The sequence below is a fragment of the Desulfotomaculum sp. genome (genome assembly GCF_982386235.1).
Genome location: NZ_CEVWQM010000013.1, coordinates 19,328 through 39,214 on the forward strand (window position 1 = coordinate 19,328; position 19,887 = coordinate 39,214).

The 19,887-nt window shown below is 52.1% G+C and carries 12 protein-coding genes and 1 pseudogene; 10 read left to right on the top strand and 3 right to left on the bottom strand.

Annotated features, from left to right (window positions below; genetic code table 11):
- The first annotated feature begins 14 nt into the window (after positions 1-14).
- From AC1U9Z_RS09305 to cydB, 3 genes are all read left to right on the top strand, one after another.
- A complete protein-coding gene (locus tag AC1U9Z_RS09305; protein ID WP_479957206.1) occupies positions 15-2,363 on the top strand; it encodes an endonuclease MutS2 in 2,349 nt (782 codons plus the stop codon).
- Positions 2,364-2,630: 267 nt separating this feature from the next.
- Positions 2,631-4,016 carry a cytochrome ubiquinol oxidase subunit I gene (locus AC1U9Z_RS09310; protein WP_479957208.1) on the top strand — a complete coding sequence of 462 codons (1,386 nt, stop codon included), beginning with the start codon at positions 2,631-2,633 and terminating at the stop codon, positions 4,014-4,016.
- Positions 4,007-5,011 carry a cytochrome d ubiquinol oxidase subunit II gene (cydB, locus tag AC1U9Z_RS09315; RefSeq protein ID WP_479957211.1) on the top strand — a complete coding sequence of 335 codons (1,005 nt, stop codon included), beginning with the start codon at positions 4,007-4,009 and terminating at the stop codon, positions 5,009-5,011. The genes AC1U9Z_RS09310 and cydB overlap by 10 nt, the downstream gene beginning before the upstream one ends.
- 138 nt (positions 5,012-5,149) lie before the next feature.
- On the opposite strand, the gene AC1U9Z_RS09320 is transcribed toward cydB, so the two are convergent.
- The 3 genes and pseudogenes from AC1U9Z_RS09320 to AC1U9Z_RS09330 form a co-directional block, all read right to left on the bottom strand.
- A complete protein-coding gene (locus AC1U9Z_RS09320) occupies positions 5,150-5,500 on the bottom strand; it encodes a P-II family nitrogen regulator (RefSeq protein WP_479957268.1) in 351 nt (116 codons plus the stop codon).
- Between the two features lie 138 nt (positions 5,501-5,638).
- A pseudogene (locus AC1U9Z_RS09325) lies at positions 5,639-6,877 on the bottom strand (ammonium transporter); the annotation flags it as partial.
- A gap of 120 nt (positions 6,878-6,997) precedes the next feature.
- Entirely contained in the window at positions 6,998-9,088 is a 2,091-nt protein-coding gene (locus tag AC1U9Z_RS09330; protein WP_479957212.1) for a glutamine synthetase III family protein, read from the bottom strand.
- Positions 9,089-9,477: 389 nt separating this feature from the next.
- Between AC1U9Z_RS09330 and AC1U9Z_RS09335 the strand changes: the two genes are divergently transcribed.
- The 7 genes from AC1U9Z_RS09335 (at position 9,478) to carB (ending at position 19,883) form a co-directional block, all read left to right on the top strand.
- Positions 9,478-10,602, top strand: coding sequence for a class II glutamine amidotransferase (locus AC1U9Z_RS09335; RefSeq protein WP_479957269.1), 1,125 nt, complete (start codon positions 9,478-9,480; stop codon positions 10,600-10,602).
- Positions 10,602-12,107 (top strand): glutamate synthase-related protein, encoded by a 1,506-nt coding sequence (locus AC1U9Z_RS09340; RefSeq protein ID WP_479957214.1) that lies wholly within the window; start codon positions 10,602-10,604, stop codon positions 12,105-12,107. The genes AC1U9Z_RS09335 and AC1U9Z_RS09340 overlap by 1 nt, the downstream gene beginning before the upstream one ends.
- A 12-nt stretch (positions 12,108-12,119) precedes the next feature.
- Positions 12,120-12,836: a GltB/FmdC/FwdC-like GXGXG domain-containing protein gene (locus AC1U9Z_RS09345; RefSeq protein ID WP_479957216.1), complete on the top strand. Its 717-nt coding sequence runs from the start codon at positions 12,120-12,122 to the stop codon at positions 12,834-12,836.
- A gap of 15 nt (positions 12,837-12,851) precedes the next feature.
- Entirely contained in the window at positions 12,852-14,171 is a 1,320-nt protein-coding gene (locus AC1U9Z_RS09350; protein ID WP_479957218.1) for a glutamine synthetase family protein, read from the top strand.
- Between the two features lie 33 nt (positions 14,172-14,204).
- Complete coding sequence (locus AC1U9Z_RS09355) at positions 14,205-14,774, top strand: ANTAR domain-containing response regulator (protein ID WP_479957220.1); 570 nt, start codon at positions 14,205-14,207, stop codon at positions 14,772-14,774.
- A gap of 77 nt (positions 14,775-14,851) precedes the next feature.
- Positions 14,852-15,940, top strand: coding sequence for a carbamoyl phosphate synthase small subunit (locus AC1U9Z_RS09360; RefSeq protein ID WP_479957223.1), 1,089 nt, complete (start codon positions 14,852-14,854; stop codon positions 15,938-15,940).
- The gene (gene carB, locus AC1U9Z_RS09365) at positions 15,927-19,883 is read left to right on the top strand and encodes a carbamoyl-phosphate synthase large subunit (protein ID WP_479957225.1); all 3,957 of its coding nucleotides are present in this window, start codon (positions 15,927-15,929) and stop codon (positions 19,881-19,883) included. Before AC1U9Z_RS09360 ends, carB begins: the two co-directional genes overlap by 14 nt.
- Positions 19,884-19,887: the final 4 nt, after the last annotated feature.

A 19,887-nucleotide genomic window follows, 5' to 3' on the forward strand; every position in this document is an offset into this window, starting at 1 on the left:
AAGGAGTTTACTGGATGGAACGAACAATTAAGCGGTTGGAATTTAATAAGGTCCTAGAACGATTAGCTGCCCATGCCCAATCCGAACTTGGCAAACAGAAGGTTGAAGAATTAGTTCCCAGTACAAATATTTTGGATATTAAGCGTTGGCAGGCGGAAACCAGTGAAGGCCGAGAACTTTTAAGGCTAGAACCTCTGGCTGAGCTAAGCGGCTGGCATGATATTAGGCAAGCTTTAATCAGGGCTTCCCGCTTTGCTGTACTTTCAGCCGAGGAGTTATTTGCCGTGGGTGAGACTTTGGCAGCTTCACGGCATATTAAGAAGTTCTTTAGTGAGAGAATGGACATCTATCCTCTTTTGTCAGAGTTGGCAGAAGGCTTGACCAACCAAGCTCAACTGGAGAAGGATATTCTAACCTCCATATTACCAGGTGGGGAAATTGCGGATGATGCATCGCCGGAGTTATTGCAGCTTCGTCGTGGTATCCAACGCTCCCAAAACAAGGTCAGGGAACGGATGGAAAACCTTATTCGGGCCAGTGAAAATCAAAAATACCTGCAAGATCCCATTATCACCATCCGAGGTGATCGTTATGTGGTGCCGGTAAAGCAAGAATATCGCAATCAAATACCCGGCATTGTGCATGACCAATCCGCCAGTGGTGCGACCCTTTTTGTGGAGCCAATGGCGGTGGTAGAAGCCAACAACCAGGTGCGTCAGTTGATGGCTGCAGAAAAACAAGAAATACTTAGGATTTTAAGTCAGCTTTCCCAGGCTGTCAGTGCGGTGCATGAGGATATTTCCATTGCCTTAGGTGCCTTAGGGGAACTGGATTTTATCCTGGCTAAGGCCCGTTACAGCCTCAAACTAAATGCTTGGAGCCCCAAGATTGTGGATGGCACGGTTATTGATATCATCAAGGGTCGGCACCCTTTGCTGCCTGGTGATGCGGTACCGGCTACCATCTCTTTAGGGAAGCATTTTAAAACCCTGGTCATTACCGGACCGAATACCGGTGGTAAAACAGTGACGTTAAAGACCGTGGGTTTATTTACCCTCATGACCCAGGCTGGTCTGCATATACCGGCAGAGGCAGGTACTGAGATGGGTATTTTTAACCAGGTCTTTGCTGATATTGGGGATGAACAAAGTATCGAACAGTCCCTAAGTACTTTTTCCTCCCACATGACGAATCTAGTCCGGATTTTAGAGCAAGCCGGAGAGGGCTCGCTGGTGCTGATGGATGAGTTGGGTGCCGGCACGGATCCCACCGAAGGGGCGGCTCTGGCCAGGGCAATTTTGGAGGAACTGCATCGACGGGGTGCCTGTACCGTGGCCACCACTCATTATAGTGAACTGAAGAATTATGCCTATACAACCCCGGGGGTAGAAAATGCCAGCGTGGAATTTGATGTGGAAACCCTACGGCCCACCTACCGTTTATTGATTGGTCGTCCCGGCCGCAGCAATGCTTTTGAAATATCTGCCCGGCTGGGACTGAGGCAGGGGATTATTGAAAGTGCCAGAAATTTTCTCACCACGGAGCAGGTAGAGGTGGCTGAGTTAATCTCCAAGCTGGAAAAAACCCAACAGGTGGCTGAAAAGGAACGGGAAGAAGCCACTGCTTTGAGAAGGGAAAGCGAGCAACTTAAAGAGAGATACCGTGCCTTGGAGCAAGAACTGAGGGCAAAGAAAGAGACCATCCTGGAAAAGGCCCATGAAGAGGCCAGCCGCTTGGTTCGCCAGTCTCGGTTGGAGGCTGAAGAAACGGTGAAGGAGCTGAGGTCACGCTTAGCCGAGGCGGGGGCCAAGAACCGGGAAGAAGCAATCCACCAGGCCCGCAGTAAGCTGCAGCAGGTGACAAACAAAGTGGCGTCCAAGGCTCCGCAGCGTACCGGAAGCGGCGAGATACCCAAGGAGGTTAAACCAGGCGAGGAAGTCTTTCTGCCTAAGTACAACCAAAAGGCCTATGTGGTTGGTGTGTCTGGCAGCAATGTCCAGGTACAGGTGGGTATCATGAAGCTGGTTGTACCTCTTAGAGAATTGCGCAAGGTAAAGGAAGTTACCGTTACCTCCGGTCAAAGCAAAGTAGGCCAGGTATTGATGGATAAGGCCCAACATATTGGAACCAGCCTTGACCTCAGGGGCATGACTGCCGATGAAGCAATGTTGGATATTGAAAAATACCTGGACGACGCCTTCCTAGCCGGTCTAAGTTCCGTTATACTGATCCACGGCAAAGGAACCGGCGCCCTGCGGGCAGCCGTCCAAAGAGAATTAAAAAACCACCCCAGAGTTAAGTCCTTCCGACTTGGCGAAACCGGCGAAGGCGGTAGCGGTGCGACGGTGGTTACACTTAAATAAAAGGGACAAGGGACAAATGACCTGTCCCTTTGTTCTTTTATAAACAATACCTTGAATGTAGCTTACAAAAGAATGAAATTAGCGGGAAAATTATTTCAATACAAAGGCTTCTTACTATAATAGAAATTAAAACAAGATGCGGTTGGTTATCAGTCATCCCTTTTTAGTTTAGACCGGGAACCATATTCACAAAGGCTAACTGATGAAGGATAAAAAGCTGAAGGCGGATGGCTGGCGGCTGATCGCTAAAACAGGGGTGATGTGAGCGTGAATGAATTATTACTGGCCAGGTGGCAATTTGGTATAACAACAATTTACCACTTTCTATTTGTACCTTTGACTCTGGGACTTTCCGTGCTGGTGGCCATTATGCAAACCATGTATGTTCGCACGGGCGATGAAACCTATAAGAAGATGACAAAGTTTTGGGGGAAACTTTTTCTCATCAACTTTGCCATGGGTGTAGTCACAGGCATCGTTCAGGAATTTCATTTTGGTATGAACTGGTCAGAGTATTCTCGGTTTGTGGGTGATATTTTTGGTGCACCGTTGGCCATTGAGGCACTGTTAGCCTTCTTTCTGGAATCTACCTTTATCGGCATTTGGATTTTTGGCTGGGATAAGCTTCCTAAGAAACTTCATGCCCTAAGTATTTGGGTGGTGGCCATTGGCAGTAGTATATCGGCCCTGTGGATTTTAATTGCCAACTCCTTTATGCAGGCACCGGTGGGTTATGCCCTGCGTAATGGCAGAGCGGAGATGACCGATTTCTTGGCCTTAATTACCAATCCCCATATTTTTTACCAGTATCCTCATACTGTTTTAGGTGGCTATGTCACCGGAGCATTTTTTGTCATGGGGATCAGTGCCTATTATTTATTGAAGAAAAGGGATTTAGAGATTTTTCGCCGCTCTTTCAAAATTGGCTTAATATTTGGCCTGATCAGCGTGTTTTTGGTAACCACCGTCGGTCACATGCAGGGACAATATTTGGTCAAAACCCAACCCATGAAGATGGCCGCAGCAGAGGCCCACTGGGAAACCGCTGACCCGGCACCCTTCGTAGCGGTGGCGGTGGTGGATGAGAAAAACCAAACGAATTCCTTTGAAATCGCCGTTCCTAAAATGTTAAGTTTTATGTCTTATAATACCTTTAGCGGCGAGGTCAAGGGGTTAAAGGAATTGCAAGCAGAGGCAGAGGTTCAGTACGGACCGGGCAATTACATACCGCCGGTTACCCCCATCTTTTGGAGTTTTCGTATTATGGTTGGGGCTGGTACTCTGATGGTCTTTGTTGCCTTAGTAAGCTTATATTTCTGGCGGCGGGGAACCCTGGAGTCTAAACCAATGGTTTTAAAGGCACTGCTTTGGTCCATTCCCTTACCCTACCTGGCTAACTCCACCGGCTGGTATATGACCGAGGCAGGCCGTCAACCCTGGGTTGTCTATGGATTGCAAAAGGTAGAAAATGGAGTGTCATCATCCGTCTCTGCCGGGGAAATTCTCATCACCTTAATTGGTTTTACGTTAATTTATGGAGTCTTAGCCCTGGCGGCCCTGTATCTGATTGTGAAATTCATCAAGCAAGGACCTGAACAACCTGTTCAGACTAAATTAGATATAACCGATAAGGGGGTGTCCCTATGGACCTAAATATCCTATGGTTTATTCTAGTTACAGTCTTATTTATCGGTTTCTTCTTTCTAGAGGGCTTTGATTACGGGGTGGGCATCCTGTTACCCTTTCTAGGAAAGAACGATGACGAAAGACGAATTGTCATTAACAGCATCGGTCCGGTTTGGGATGGCAATGAAGTTTGGTTGCTTACAGCCGGCGGAGCTTCCTTTGCAGCCTTTCCCAACTGGTATGCTACTTTATTCAGTGGTTTTTATTTAGCCTTATTTTTAATTCTGGTAGCCCTGATTCTAAGGGGTGTGGCCTTTGAATTTCGCAGCAGCGACACCAATCCGGTCTGGCGAAAATTTTGGGATTGGATGATCTTTTTGGGCAGTATTGTTTCAGCACTGTTATGGGGCGTAGCGATTACTAATTTACTGCAGGGTGTTCCCATTGATGGTAAAATGCAGTATGTCGGTAGTTTCTTTGACTTACTCAGCCCCTACACCCTAGTGGGCGGGCTAACAACTTTGCTGATATTTACACTGCATGGTGCCCTTTTTCTCTCTCTTAAAACAAGTGGCCAGGTTCGGCAGCGGGCACATGCCGCAGCCGTTAAAGTAGGTCTATCCGCTATTCCTGTGCTATTGGGGCTGGCGGTCCTGACCCATTATAAAACCGATCTTTTTGCCAAGCCAGGTGCCAGCAGTGCATTCCTATTGTCGGCCCTATTTATGGTGGCGGCATTGCTGGTCCTGCGTAAAGGAAGAGAGGGTTGGGCCTTTATCTTTAACGGTTTGACCATTGTTTTCTTTACAATTTCAATGTTTTGGGGACTGTTTCCCAGGGTCATGGTTTCCAGTCTGGACCCGGCCTGGAGTCTAACCATTTATAATGCTTCCTCCAGCCCCTATACCTTAAAAATAATGGCGATCATCGCCCTCACCATGGTTCCCATTGTCTTAATCTACCAAGGCTGGACCTATTGGGTATTTCGGGAAAGAGTGACCAAGAGTCATTTGCATTATTAGCCGTCAGCCGAGAGGGCCATGGGTCTGGCATTAAAATCTAAAATAGCGAGAAAGGTCCGGCTTCCTGTCTTTGGACAGGAGGCCGGACCTTTTTCTAAGTTTTGAGAGATTAACCCGCATTATAAGGGAAACTTGCAGTTATTCTTCATCTTGTAAAGCGTCATAACCTTCCTCGCCTGTGCGTATTTTGATGACATTTTCTACATCGTAAATGAAGATTTTTCCGTCACCGACATGGCCTGTATATAGCGCCTCCTTGACCCTGTCGACAAAGGTTTCCGTTGGAATCTTGCACACGACGATGTCAACCTGTACCTTGGGTAAGAGTTTTGTTTTGACCGGTGCGCCGCGGTAGTATTCCGTGTGTCCCTTCTGCATGCCGCAACCGAGGACATTTGTCACCGTCAGGCCGGTAATGCCCATTTTTTCCAAGGAGGCTTGGAGCGTTGGGAATTGATACGGGTTTATGATAATTGTAACCTTCGTCATTTTCGCACCGGGGTGCGCTTTATTCACCACAGGGATAGCAACCTCCGGTGCAACCGGGGCGGACGCGGACACATGCGTTTTAACAGAAGAGATCGCAGCAAGACCATGTTCCGTTTCCAGAAGGGGTGTCGTAATGGCAAAATCAGAATACGCCGATTCTCCATGCTGTGTCACATCGAGTCCCTGCGCTTCTTCCTGTGCAGAAACTCGAAGTACTTTCAGCATCGCCTTAATCCCATATAATATAACGATTGTCCCTAGGGCGGCAACCGCTATCGATATCAGCATGGCTAACAACTGTGCCGCAATCAGCTTGGTTTCACCAAATATCAAACCGTTATCCACTAAGGCTGCATTCACTTTTTCGCTTGCAAATAATCCGGTTGCAATGCCGCCCCAGATACCACCGATCCCATGGCATCCGAAGGCATCCAATGAATCGTCATAGCCAAGCTTGGGTTTTATGAAATTCATTGAAAAGAAGCATAAGGGGCTTGCAATCGCTCCGATGATGAAGGAAGCCCAAATCGGTACGAAGCCTGCACCCGGCGTAATTGCTACTAAACCTACAATAGCGCCGGTTGCCGCTCCCAGCAAACTCGGTTTGTCGCTTTTGATTTTTTCAATCAACATCCATGAGAGCAATGCCGCCGCGGCTGAAGTATTTGTTGTAATCAGAGCATGTACTGCCAGTTCGCCGCTTCCCAGTGCGCTGCCGGCATTAAAGCCGAACCAGCCGATCCAGAGGATGGAAGCGCCGATAAATACCAATGGTATATTATTAGGCCCGCCGGATGTTATGCCATAACTGTTTCTCTTCCCAAGGAGCATGGCCGCCACAAGTCCAGATACACCGGAACTGATGTGAACAACATTTCCTCCCGCAAAATCAATAGCGCCCAGACCCTTGATAAAGCCGCCAACGCCCCAGACCATATGAGCCAGAGGATAGTATACAAGGATGAGCCATAGGCCAATAAAAGAGAATAATGCTGAAAATTTCATTCTTTCCACCAACGATCCTGTAATGATTGCTGCTGTGATAATGGAAAACATCATTTGAAAAGCAGCAAAAAGAGTATGCGGGATGGTTTCTGCATAATCTGGGTTTGGCGCACTGGTAATCCCATGAAAGAAGGCCCAGTTCAAATCGCCGATCAAGCCGCCCGTATCCTTTCCGAATGAAAGGGAATACCCAATGGCCACCCAAAGAACGGATGCCAGGCCGCAAATGAAGAAAGAGGACATAATCGTGTTTAAAACATTTTTGCGCTTGACCATTCCACCATAAAACAGTGCCAGACCGGGTGTCATAAAAAATACCAGTACCGTTGAAATGAGGATAAAAGTGATATCCCCTGTGTTCATGTCTCCCATCATCAATCCCTCCATTAAATTGAGCATAAAAGAATGGGCGTGCATTTTATTCCGACATTCTCAGATGCCTGCGAATAAAACACACGCCCTTGTGCATCGTAAAACGATTGCGAGTAAAAATCAGTTTACGCTGTAAAGTATATCCGCATAGGTCGGGAACGGCCAATGCTTTTTGGCAATCAGCGTTTCCAGCTCGTCGACCACCAACCGCAGCTCCGACATGGCTCCAAATACGCTGCCCCGGTAGAATTTCGCAAGGTTCAGCGCATCGCTTTCGGATTTTGTTTCCAACGCGGCGGTTTCCAGAAGCTCCAGCTTTTTAAGCAGACAGAGGGACAGCGTGGAAATCTTGCCGAGCAGGTGTTCCTCCAAGGTGCAGTCATATGCGCCGCACGCTTTCTTATGGCAAAGAAGCTGTGCCAGTTCAGCCTGATAGCCGACACAGGCAGGGATAATCTCCTTTTTCACCATGTCGGCCATGGCCAGCGCTTCGATGTGCAGTGTTTTGCAGTAGCCCTCCAGCAGAATCTCATACCGCGCATGGATTTCGGTTTCAGTAAAGACCTGATGGCGGGTGAAAACCTCCACGCTCTTTGGTGCTGTGAAAGCCGGCAACGCCTCTACGGTGGTTTTCAGGTTGGACAAGCCGCGTCTCGCCGCTTCTTGTACCCATTCAGCAGCGTAGTTGTTGCCGTTGAAGATGATGCGCTTGTGTTCCCGGATGGTCTGCTGAATCAGTGTGGTAAGCTCCTCTTTGAAATTCTCCGCCCTTTCCAGGTTATCCGCAAATTTCCGCAGCACCTCGGCTACGGCGGTATTGAGTACAATGTTCGGCCCGGCAATGGAAAAGGTGGAGCCCAGCATACGGAACTCAAATTTGTTGCCGGTAAAAGCAAAGGGTGAAGTGCGGTTGCGGTCGGTGGTGTCCTTCGGGAAGTGGGGCAGCACGGTTGCGCCGATTTCCATCTCCAGCTTCTGTCTGCCTTGATAAGCTGCGCCGGTTTCAATCGCTTCCAGAATCTCGGTTAGCTCGTCGCCTAAGAAAACGGATACGATAGCGGGCGGCGCTTCATTGGCACCCAGCCGATGGTCATTTCCGGCACCGGCCACCGATACCCGCAGCAAATCCTGATATTCGTCCACTGCCTTAACGATCGCAACGAGGAAGAGCAAAAACTGTGCGTTCTCATAGGGTGTTTCACCCGGTTCCAGTAAGTTTGTGCCTGCATCGGTGGAGATTGACCAGTTGTTGTGTTTGCCGCTGCCATTGACCCCGGCAAAGGGCTTCTCATGGAGCAGGCAGGCAAGGCCGTGCTGGTTGGCGATGCTTTTCAAGAGTTCCATGGTTAACTGGTTGTGGTCGGTAGCGATGTTGGTGGTGCTGAAAACCGGAGCCAGTTCATGCTGGGCCGGGGCCACTTCGTTGTGCTTGGTCTTGGCCAACACCCCCAGCTGCCATAGTTCCTCCTCCAGATGCCGCATAAAGGCGGCTACCCGGGGCTTGAGACTGCCGAAATAGTGGTCCTCCAGCTCCTGACCCTTGGGGGGCCTTGCGCCGAACAGGGTTCGACCGGTGTACACCAAATCGGAGCGCTTTAAGTAAACCTCTTTATCAATGAGGAAGTATTCCTGCTCCGGGCCAACCGTTGTAATCACCCGCCGCACCTCTGTGTTGCCAAACAGCCGAAGAATACGCAGTGCCTGCTTGTCGAGGGCCTCCATAGAGCGAAGCAGCGGTGTTTTTTTGTCCAGGGCCTCGCCGCTGTAGGAGCAGAAGGCGGTAGGGATGCAGAGTGTCCCGTCTTTGATAAAGGCGTAGGAGGTGGTGTCCCAAACGGTATAGCCTCTGGCCTCAAAGGTTGCGCGCAAGCCACCCGAGGGGAAGCTGGAAGCGTCCGGTTCGCCGCGTACAAGCTCCTTGCCCGAAAATTCCATGATCACCCGCCCATCCTTCGCAGGGGTGATAAAGCTGTCATGTTTTTCGGCCGTGATGCCGGTCATGGGCTGGAACCAATGGGTGAAATGGGTGGCACCCTTTTCCACAGCCCAATTCTTCATAGCGTTGGCCACCACATTGGCGATATCCAGCTCCAAATGAGTACCTTGGGCAATGGTCTTTTTTAATGCCTTGTAGGTATCCTTGGGTAATCTGGACTGCATGACCGTGTCGTTAAACACCATACTGCCAAACAGATTCGGAATGTCCTTCACAACAATTCCCCCTTACAATCATTCAATCCCGGCGGTCTTACATCCGACAGCCAATATCATTTTTGAAACAAAAAAAACAAAGGCGCCGGGGACCTTTCGTCCCCAACGCCTTTGTTGGTTGTGCTTATGATATTCGCCTGAGAGCAGTTTGTCAATAACATTTTCGAAAATTTGCGGGAAGCCGATTTCCCGCCTGCAATAAACCCCGTTTTTATCCGACAATTCTATGGAATAGGGTTTGGGCTGGATGCAAAAATAAACTTTAAAACAGGTATTGACAGAGGGGTGATTTAGTTGTACGCTGTTTACTGAACAAAGGCGTTCATTGGATCATGCGTTAAGCAGATAAAAAACTGGGTCGCTCCGGTTTTGACTGCTTGCATGATGTAATGAGCGCCTTTTTGTATGTTTTAGGGGGTCTTAGTTTGAAAGAAGGTCAAGTGAGAATACCGTCCGGCTGTGCCATATCCGGGCTGATTGATAAAACCGGCAAGCGTATGAGCGGCGAGGCGATTATTCGGTCCATTTCGGTTATGCGTGACCGCAGCAACGGCTTGGGTGGCGGCTTTGCGGCTTACGGCATCTACCCTGAATACAAGGATTATTATGCGTTGCATATTTTTTACGAGCATACCGCAGCTAAAAAAAGCTGTGAGGAATTTTTAGAGCGGCATTTTGATATCATCAACCTGTCCAAAATCCCCACGAGAAGAATGAAGGAAATCACGGATGAACCGCTCATCTGGCGCTATTTTGTAACGCCGCTGCCCACAAAACTGGCCGAAAGCCAGCTTGACGAGCGGGAGTTTGTGGCCCGGTGCGTGTTCCGGGTCAACACAACAATTAACGGAGCGTATATCTTTTCCGGCGGCAAGAACATGGGCGTATTCAAAGGGGTGGGGTACCCCGAGGATGTGGGCAGGTTCTATCGTCTGGAGGAATACGAGGGCTACTGCTTTACGGCGCACGGCCGTTATCCCACCAACACGCCGGGCTGGTGGGGCGGTGCGCACCCCTTTGCGTTGCTGGATTATGCGGTGGTGCATAACGGCGAGATTTCCTCTTACGATGCCAACCGCCGCGCCATTGAAATGTACGGCTACAAATGCACGTTGCAAACTGACACCGAGGTTATTACCTATATCGTGGACTATCTGCACCGGAGGAAAGGCCTTGCCTTTGACGAGATTGCCTCGGTGATCGCCGCACCCTTCTGGCAGACCATCGAAGCGATGCCGCCGGAGGAGCGGGAAACCAGCGAATATCTGCGCAATGTCTTTGCGGCGCAACTGATTACCGGCCCATTCTCCATCCTTGTGGGCTTCGAAGGCGGCCTAATGGCGCTGAACGACCGCCTCAAGCTGCGCAGTATGGTGGTTGGTGAAAAGGACGACATCGTCTACGTCGCAAGCGAGGAAGCGGCGATCCGCATGATCGAACCAAATTTGGCGAAGGTATGGTCGCCGGGCGGCGGTCAACCTGTGCTTGTTCGTGTGAAGGGAGGTGAGCGGTAATGGCGATTAACTTTCTCTATCCAGATTACGAAGTGGTTCGGGATTTCGAGCGGTGCATGGTGTGCCGAGTCTGTGAGCGCCAGTGTGCCAATGGGGCACATACCTTTTTGCCGGAGGCAAACAAAATGGCCTGTGACGATGCCAAATGTGTCAACTGCCATCGCTGCGTGTCCCTCTGTCCCACCCGGGCACTCAAAATTGTAAAAAGCGATCACACCTATAAGGAAAATGCCAACTGGAGCGGCAAGACGATCAAGGAGCTTTACCGTCAGGCGGGCAGCGGGGGTGTGCTGCTTTCCAGCATGGGCAATCCGGAAAATTACCCGGTTTATTTTGATAAAATCCTGCTCAACGCCTCACAGGTGACCAATCCCTCCATCGACCCGCTGCGTGAGCCGATGGAAACCAAGGTATTCCTTGGCGCAAAGCCGCAACAGATTCAGCGGGACCCCAAGGGCCGGATTGTGAACAACCTTGCCCCTCATCTCACCCTTTCGATGCCGGTGATGTTTTCCGCTATGAGTTACGGTTCGATCAGCTATAACGCCCATGAAAGTCTGGCGAGGGCGGCGGAGCAACTCGGTATCCTTTACAACACTGGCGAGGGCGGACTGCATGAGGATTTTTACCGTTTTGGCAATAATACCATTGTGCAGGTTGCGTCGGGACGTTTTGGCGTTCACCCCGATTACCTAAACAGCGGCGCAGCCATCGAGATCAAGATGGGGCAGGGGGCGAAGCCGGGGATCGGCGGACATCTGCCGGGGAGCAAGATTGTGGGCGACGTATCCCGCACCCGCATGATCCCCGAGGGCGGCGACGCAATTTCTCCCGCACCCCACCACGACATCTACTCCATTGAGGATTTACGCCAACTGGTGTTTTCACTCAAGGAAGTGACCAACTATCAAAAGCCGGTAATCGTCAAGATTGCGGCGGTGCATAATGTATCGGCCATCGCCAGCGGCATCGCCAGAAGCGGTGCCGACATCATCGCCATTGACGGCTTTCGCGGCGGTACGGGAGCCGCACCTACGCGCATCCGGGACCATGTAGGTATCCCCATCGAACTGGCGCTGGCCAGCGTTGACAAGCGTCTGCGCGACGAGGGCATTCGGGACCATGTGTCGCTGGTGGTGGGCGGCAGTATCCGCAGCAGCGCCGACATTGTAAAGGCGATTGCCCTGGGTGCGGACGCCGTTTATATCGCAACGGCGGCGCTTTTAGCCCTCGGCTGTCATCTGTGCCGGAGCTGTCATACGGGTAAGTGCAACTGGGGCATTGCCACCCAGGTGCCGGAGTTGGTCAAACGGCTGAATCCGCAAGCCGGATCTAAGCGCCTGGTAAATCTCCTGACCGCCTGGCGGCACGAAATCAAGGAGATGATGGGCGGCATGGGAATTAATTCCATCGAGAGCTTGCGGGGCAATCGGCTCATGCTGCGCGGGGTGGGACTGACCGAAAAGGAGCTCAAACTATTGGGCATCAAGTATGCGGGAGAGTAGAGGTGTAGGCGTATGGATATATCCGCTGCAAACATGGATTTCAAGCAACTGAACGAGCAAATCAAAACTGCCGCCGCCAACGTTTGTATCAGCCATTGCTGCGGGCAGCGTTTTATCGGCAGAGGCTTTAAGGATAAGACCATTATCCTTCACGGTACGCCGGGCAATGCCTTGGGGGCCTATCTGGACGGAGCCACCATTGAGGTGCGGGGTAACGCCCAGGATGCGGTGGGTGATACGATGAACAATGGTAAAATCATTGTCCACGGCAACGCCGGGGACGCCTTAGGATATGCGATGCGGGGCGGCAGTATCTTTGTTCGGGACGATGCCGGATATCGCACCGGCATCCATATGAAGCAGTATCAGGACAGAAAGCCGGTCATCGTAGTGGGCGGCAAAGTCGGCAGCTTTCTCGGCGAGTATCTGGCGGGAGGTTTGATTGTGGTGCTGGGGATCGGCACGGAGGACATCCCTGTGGGCAACTTCACCGGCACGGGTATGCATGGAGGGCGCATTTTCATCCGCACAAATAAGGAACTTACCGGATTACCGGTGCAGGTTACAGCTGAAATCGCCGGGCCGGAGGAGATGAGCGAAATCCTGCCGCTGCTGTCTGAGTTTTGCTCTCTTTTTGGCGTGGCTGCCGATGACCTGATAAAAGATAGCTATTATGTTTTAAAACCAAACGCAAAAAATCCGTATCAGCAGCTTTATACCGCAAATTAAAGGAGGGGAAACAACGTGAATGCTACCGCGGGTGAGGTATTGCAGTTTGTCAAAGAAAATGACGTAAAATTTATTCGGCTGTCCTTCTGCGATCCCTTTGGAACACAAAAAAACATTGCGATTATGCCGGGTCAATTGCCGGGTGCCTTTGAACATGGCATATCCTTTGACGCACATGCGATCAAGGGCTTTAGAGATGTGACAAAATCCGATCTGCTCCTGTTCCCCGACCCGGCCACCCTTACGGTGCTGCCATGGCGACCGGGCCCCGGCCGAGTTGTGCGCTTTTATTGCGACATTAAAAACCCGGACGGCTCTGACTTTAACCACGACAGCCGCTATCTGCTGAAAAGAGTGATCCAGCGGTACGAGCGGTTAGGTTATGTCTGTAAGATCGGTGCAGAGTGCGAATTCTATCTCTTTAAGACCGATGATAACGGTGACCCCACCGAGATCACGCTGGATAAGGGCGGCTACCTTGACATCGCTCCCCTTGATAAAGGTGAAAATATCCGGCGCGAGATTTGCCTGTGCCTTGAGGAAATGGGTATGGTTCCCGAAGCATCCCATCACGAGCAGGGTCCGGGACAAAATGAAATCGACTTCAAATTCAGTGATGCCCTTACAGCGGCGGATAATTTGCTGATCTTTAAATCGGTGGTAAAAGCAATTGCCGCACGAAACGGTCTGTTTGCTTCCTTTATGCCCAAACCTTTGCCGCAATCAGCCGGCAGCGGACTGCATGTCAACCTCTCCATCGCACAAAATGGGCTGAACCTGTTCAAAAATACGGCCCAAGGTCACTCCAACATTGCCGAGAGTTTTATGGCGGGTGTTTTGGCAAAAACGCCGGAAATCACCTTGTTTCTCAACCCACTCTGCAATTCCTACGAGCGGTTCGGCAGCTTTGAAGCACCCAAATATGTTTCGTGGTCGCATCAAAACCGCTCGCAGCTTGTACGGATTCCCGCAGCTACGGGAGAACGTATGCGCATGGAACTGCGATCGCCCGACCCCGCCGTCAACCCGTATCTCGCCTTCGCTTTGATTATGGCAGCGGGCCTGGCGGGCATTGAAGCAAGCCTTGCATTACCGCCGGCTGTTGATGTCGACCTGTATACAGCGGCTGAGAGCATTACGAAAAACATGGCCCTGCTCCCGGACAGCCTGGAAAAAGCCATTGCCCTTGCGGAAAGCAGCAGCCTGGTTCGGGAAGTCGTCGGTGAGACGCTGCTCGGTGAATATCTTGCCTTTAAGAAGGCAGAGGCCGCTGCGTTTGCTCGGGAAGCCAATAAGGAGGCATTTTACCGGGATCGATATTTCAACGTTATATAGCGGTCCAATCCGATCAAGAAAGGCGGTGGCTCAATGGATAACGCTCTAATTGTTTCTTCCTCTGAAAAAAGCATCACCTTTTTCACGGAAATGTTACGCGCCGCCTCCATTGGGCAGATTGTGGTTCTGGGAACCTGCGGCGAAGCAAGGCGGCTTCTTTTGGAGCGGGATTTTGATTTGGTGCTGATTAACGCGCCGCTTCGCGACGAATCGGGAGAGAGCCTTGCCGGACATATTGCGTCCAAAGGTGTCAGCCAGGTGATTCTCGTGGTGAAAAGTGAATTCTTCGAAGAGGTATCTGCGCTCACCGAGCAGACAGGGGTTCTAACCGTTGCCAAGCCGATGAACAGAACATTGTTTTGGGCGGCTCTTAGGCTGGCCAAATCAGTGGGTTTGAGATTGAAATCCATGCAGTCTGAGAACAGCAAGCTGAAGCAGAAAATTGAGGATATACGCATTGTCGATCGCGCCAAGTGTATTCTGATTTCGCATCTCAGCATGAGCGAGCAGGAAGCCCATCGCTATATTGAAAAGCAGGCCATGGATATGCGTACCACCAGGAGAGCGGTGGCGGAAGGGATCCTCAAAACATACGAAAATTAGCGAAAAACCGCAGGGGGAAGGCACCGTTTTGGGGTTAGTGCCCCGGGGAAGCAGCGGAATTTGAAGGAGAAAACAAAATGAGCGGAATTTACTTAATTTTAGAAAACGGCACAGTCTTTGCCGGGGAGAGCTTCGGCGCAGAGGGCGAAGTGACGGGTGAAATTGTTTTTACTACCGGCATGACCGGCTATTTGGAAACCCTTACCGATCCAAGCTACCATGGCCAAATTGTCCTCCAGACCTTTCCCCTCATTGGGAATTACGGTGTCATCCCCTCTGATTTTGAAAGCGTCTCTGGCGGCCCAAAGGCCTATATCGTAAAAACGCCGTGCCAAGTTCCCTCCAATTTCCGCAGCGAGGGCAATCTTGGCACTTTTTTAAAGGACAAAGGGATCGTCGGGCTTTACGGCATCGACACCAGGGCACTCACCAGGATCATCCGGGAGCAGGGCGTGATGAATGGCAAAATCACCGCCGCTCCGCCCGGCGAGATTCCGCCGGAGGAAATACGCGCCTACAAAATCCAGAATGCTGTGCCAAGTGTTTCCTGCACAGTGCCGGCACTTTACAAGGCGGACCAAACAAAATATACGGTTGCTTTGTTTGATTTCGGATTCAAGGAGAACATCAAGCGGGAGCTTCTAAAACGCAACTGTACTGTGTGGGTTCTCCCCTATCATACACCGCCCGAGGAGGTAATCCGGCTGGCCCCGGATGGGATCATACTTAGCAACGGTCCCGGCGACCCTGCCGAAAACATCGCCATACTTGAAAACCTAAAGGTGCTGCTGCAGACGGGTATTCCCATTTTTGGCATCTGTCTCGGTCATCAGCTGCTTGCCCTAGCCAGCGGTTTTCAGACCTATAAGTTGAAATACGGACATCGCGGAGCCAACCAGCCGGTGAAGAATCTGAAAACGGGGCGGATTTACATCAGCAGCCAAAACCACGGCTACGCTGTCAGCCGAGAGAGTGTTGACACAGGCGTTGCCGAGCCGTGGTTTGTCAATGTCAACGACCGAACCTGCGAGGGGTTATGGTATCAGCAGATTCCGGCATTCTCGGTGCAGTTCCATCCCGAGGGGTGCGGGGGGCCGCAGGACACGGTCTTCCTGTTTGATTTATTCATAGAAAAGTTGGAGGGCAAAAAATATGCCGCTGGATAAAAGCATCAACAAGGTTTTGGTAATCGGCTCAGGGCCGATTGTTATTGGGCAGGCGGCAGAATTTGATTATGCAGGTACCCAGGCTTGCCGTGTTTTGCGGGAAGACGGTATTGAAATCGTACTGGTCAATTCCAACCCCGCCACCATTATGACCGATAAAAACATCGCTGACAAAATCTATATTGAGCCTCTGACCCTGACCACCCTCAAGCGCATCATCGAAAAGGAACGTCCCGACAGCATTTTATCGGGTCTGGGCGGCCAGACGGGCTTAACCCTCTGTATGCAGCTTGCCCGGGACGGTTTTCTCGACAAAATGAAGATGCGGCTGCTCGGCAGCTCGCCGGAAACCATCGACAAAGCGGAGGATCGTCAGGTTTTCAAGGAAACGATGCAGAAAATCGGGCAACCGGTGGTGCCCTCCGTCATCGCCACCGAGCTTGGTACGGCCCTTGCCTTTGCGGATGAAATCGGCTATCCGGTCATTGTGCGCCCCGCCTTTACTTTAGGGGGGAGCGGCGGCGGAATTGCCCAGACAAGGGCGGAGCTGGCGGAAATTGCCGGGGGCGGGTTGGCTCTGTCGCCCATCCGTCAGATACTGGTGGAAAAATCCATTGCCGGCTGGAAGGAAATCGAGTTTGAGGTCATGCGGGACAAAGCGGGCAATGCCATTACCGTCTGCTCCATGGAGAACTTTGATCCGGTGGGGGTCCATACCGGCGACAGCATCGTCATTGCGCCCGCCGTCACGCTGGCCGACAGAGAGTATCAAATGCTGCGCACGGCGGCGCTGGAGATCATTCAGGCGCTCGGCGTGGAGGGAGGCTGCAACTGCCAGTTTGCGCTGCACCCGCACAGCTTTGAGTATGCCGTCATTGAGGTCAATCCGCGGGTATCCCGTTCCTCGGCACTGGCCAGCAAGGCGACAGGCTACCCCATCGCCAAGGTGGCAACCAAAATCGCCATCGGCTATCGGCTGGACGAGATCATCAATGCCGTTACCGGCAACACCTTCGCCGCCTTCGAGCCGACCTTGGACTATGTGGCGGTTAAGCTCCCCAGATGGCCCTTTGATAAATTTGTCTACGCCAAAAAGGACTTGGGCACCCAGATGAAGGCCACCGGTGAGGTAATGGCCATGGCCGATACCTTTGAGGAAGCACTGCTCAAAGCGGTGCGCGGTGCAGAGCTTGGACTGAACAACTTGGAACTGCCTCGACTGGCGGGAAAGACCGACAAGGAGATCGGGGAACTCCTGCATCGGGTCACCGATCAGCGGCTGTTTGTGTTGTATGAGGCTCTTCGGCGGGGAATCGGCATAGACGAGGTGCATTTGATTACCAAAGTAGACCGCTGGTTCTTGCACGGACTGAAAAACATTGTGGAAATGGATGCTCCGTCCAAACCGCTCAGCTATAAAATGGTGGATACCTGCGGCGGCGAATTTGCCGCTAAAACGCCCTATTTCTATTCTGTTCAAAAGGCTGCGGAGAACGAGGCACTGCCCTTTATCAATCGGTCGGCAAGGCCCCGGGTCGTGGTACTGGGCAGCGGTCCCATCCGCATTGGACAAGGCATCGAATTTGACTATGCCTGTGTCCATTGTGTGTGGACGCTGAAAAAGCTGGGCTATGAGGTTGTTGTCATCAACAACAACCCCGAGACGGTGTCCACCGACTTTGACACCGGCGACCGGCTTTATTTTGAACCTCTGTGCATTGAGGATGTGATGAACATCATCCAAATCGAAAGGCCGGTGGGTGTGGTGGTGGCATTTGGCGGCGGTACGGCCATCAAGCTGACCAAAAGGCTGCACCAGTGCGGTGTCCCCATCATCGGCACCTCCGCCGACAGCATCGACCTTTGCGAAGATCGGGGGCGGTTTGACGCACTGCTGGAGGAACTTGCGATACCCCGTCCCCGGGGGTTTGGCGTGACCAGCGAAGCGGCGGCCCTGGAGGCTGCGGCGAGGCTGGGCTTCCCCGTGCTGTTGCGCCCGTCTTATGTGCTGGGCGGGCAGAACATGATCATCGCCTTTGAGCCTGCCGACATTCGGGAATACATGGCGATCATCCTGCGGCAACAGCAGGAAAACCCCGTGCTGATTGACAAATACCTGTCGGGCAGGGAGATTGAGGTGGATGCCATCTGCGACGGTGTGGATGTCCTCATCCCCGGCATCATGGAGCATATCGAGCGCACCGGCATCCATTCCGGGGACAGCATTGCCGTTTACCCAGCTTTGCATATTGAGGATGAACTGGCCGGACGGATTTTCCAGGTGACCCAAAAGCTCTGCTTGGCGCTGCGAGTAAAGGGGCTGGTCAACATCCAGTATGTGCTGTATCAGGACGAAATCCATGTGATTGAGGTAAACCCGAGGGCTTCGCGGACGGTGCCTTATATCAGCAAGGTGACCGGCGTGCCCATGTGTGAACTGGCTATCCGCGTCAGCTTGGGCGAAACCTTGGCCGCCCTGGGATATTCGTCCGGGATTGCGAAAATCCCGCCCTATGTCGCGGTGAAGGTGCCGGTGTTCTCCTTTGAAAAGCTCACCGATGTGGATACCCAGTTGGGTCCGGAGATGAAATCCACAGGCGAGGTGCTGGGTCTGGGCAAAAACTTGAAGGAAGCACTGTACAAAGGACTGTTGGCGGCGGGCTACCGGTTGGAAAAGCGCGGCGGTGTGCTGATTACCGTGCGGGATAGTGACAAGCCGGAAATCGCCGTGCTTGCTGAAAAACTGTGTGCAGGCGGCTTTACGCTCTACGCCACCGAAGGCACGGCGCGGTATCTGAGCGGCCATGGCTTGGCCGTCCAAAGGGTCGGGAAAATCCACGAGGGTGTTCCGAACAACACGGCGGCGCTGTTGGAGAGCGGCAAGGTCAGCTATGTCATTTCCACTTCCGCAAAGGGCAGAAACCCGGCCGACGACGATGTGAAAATCCGCCGCAAGGCGTGTGCCCTGGGCATTCCGTGCCTAACCTCCGTAGATACGGCGGGCGCGCTGGCCGACAGCTTGCTTTCCGGGTACAGCGAAATCAATACCGAATTGATCGACATTAACCGGCTGAGGAGTGAGCGTATGGAACTGAAATTCACCAAAATGCAGGGCTGCGGCAACGACTATATTTATATCAACTGCTTTGACCAGGCCGCCACCGGCGGCGTGGCTATTAATTCGCCGGAATCGCTGTCGGTGCTGCTTTCCGACCGACACTTTGGCGTGGGAGGTGACGGCATCGTGCTGATGCTGCCTTCCGACGTGGCCGACGCGAAGATGCGCATGTTCAATCTAGACGGCAGCGAAGGTAAAATGTGTGGCAATGCGATCCGCTGCATGGCCAAGTACCTGTACGATAATGCCCAGGTCCGCAAGCCGGAGATGACGATTGAAACCCTCTCCGGTGTCAAACACCTGACCCTTTACACCAAAAACGGCTTTGTATCCTCAGTGCGGGTGGATATGGGCAAGGCGGAACTGAACCCCGCAAAAATCCCCGTGAAGCTTCCCGGTGACCGCATCGTGGCGACGGAAGCGGCAATCGACGGCAGGAAATACGCCATCACCTGTATCTCCATGGGCAATCCGCATTGTGTTGTGTTTTGCGAGGCTGTGGATGGCTTGCGGCTTTCCCAAATCGGCCCGCTGTTTGAGACGGCCCCCCTCTTCCCTGACCGGGTGAATACCGAATTTGTGGAGGTGATTGATCGAAATCACCTCAAAATGCGGGTATGGGAGCGCGGCAGCGGCGAAACTCTGGCCTGCGGCACCGGCGCCTGTGCGTCGACCGTGGCGGCGGTGCTGAACGGGCATTGCGACAAAGACACCGACATCATCGTACGACTGCTCGGCGGAGAGCTTACCGTGCGCTACACAGATGATGCGGTGTTGATGACCGGCGAATGCAAAAAAGTGTTTGATGGGACGGTAGAAATATAAGCGA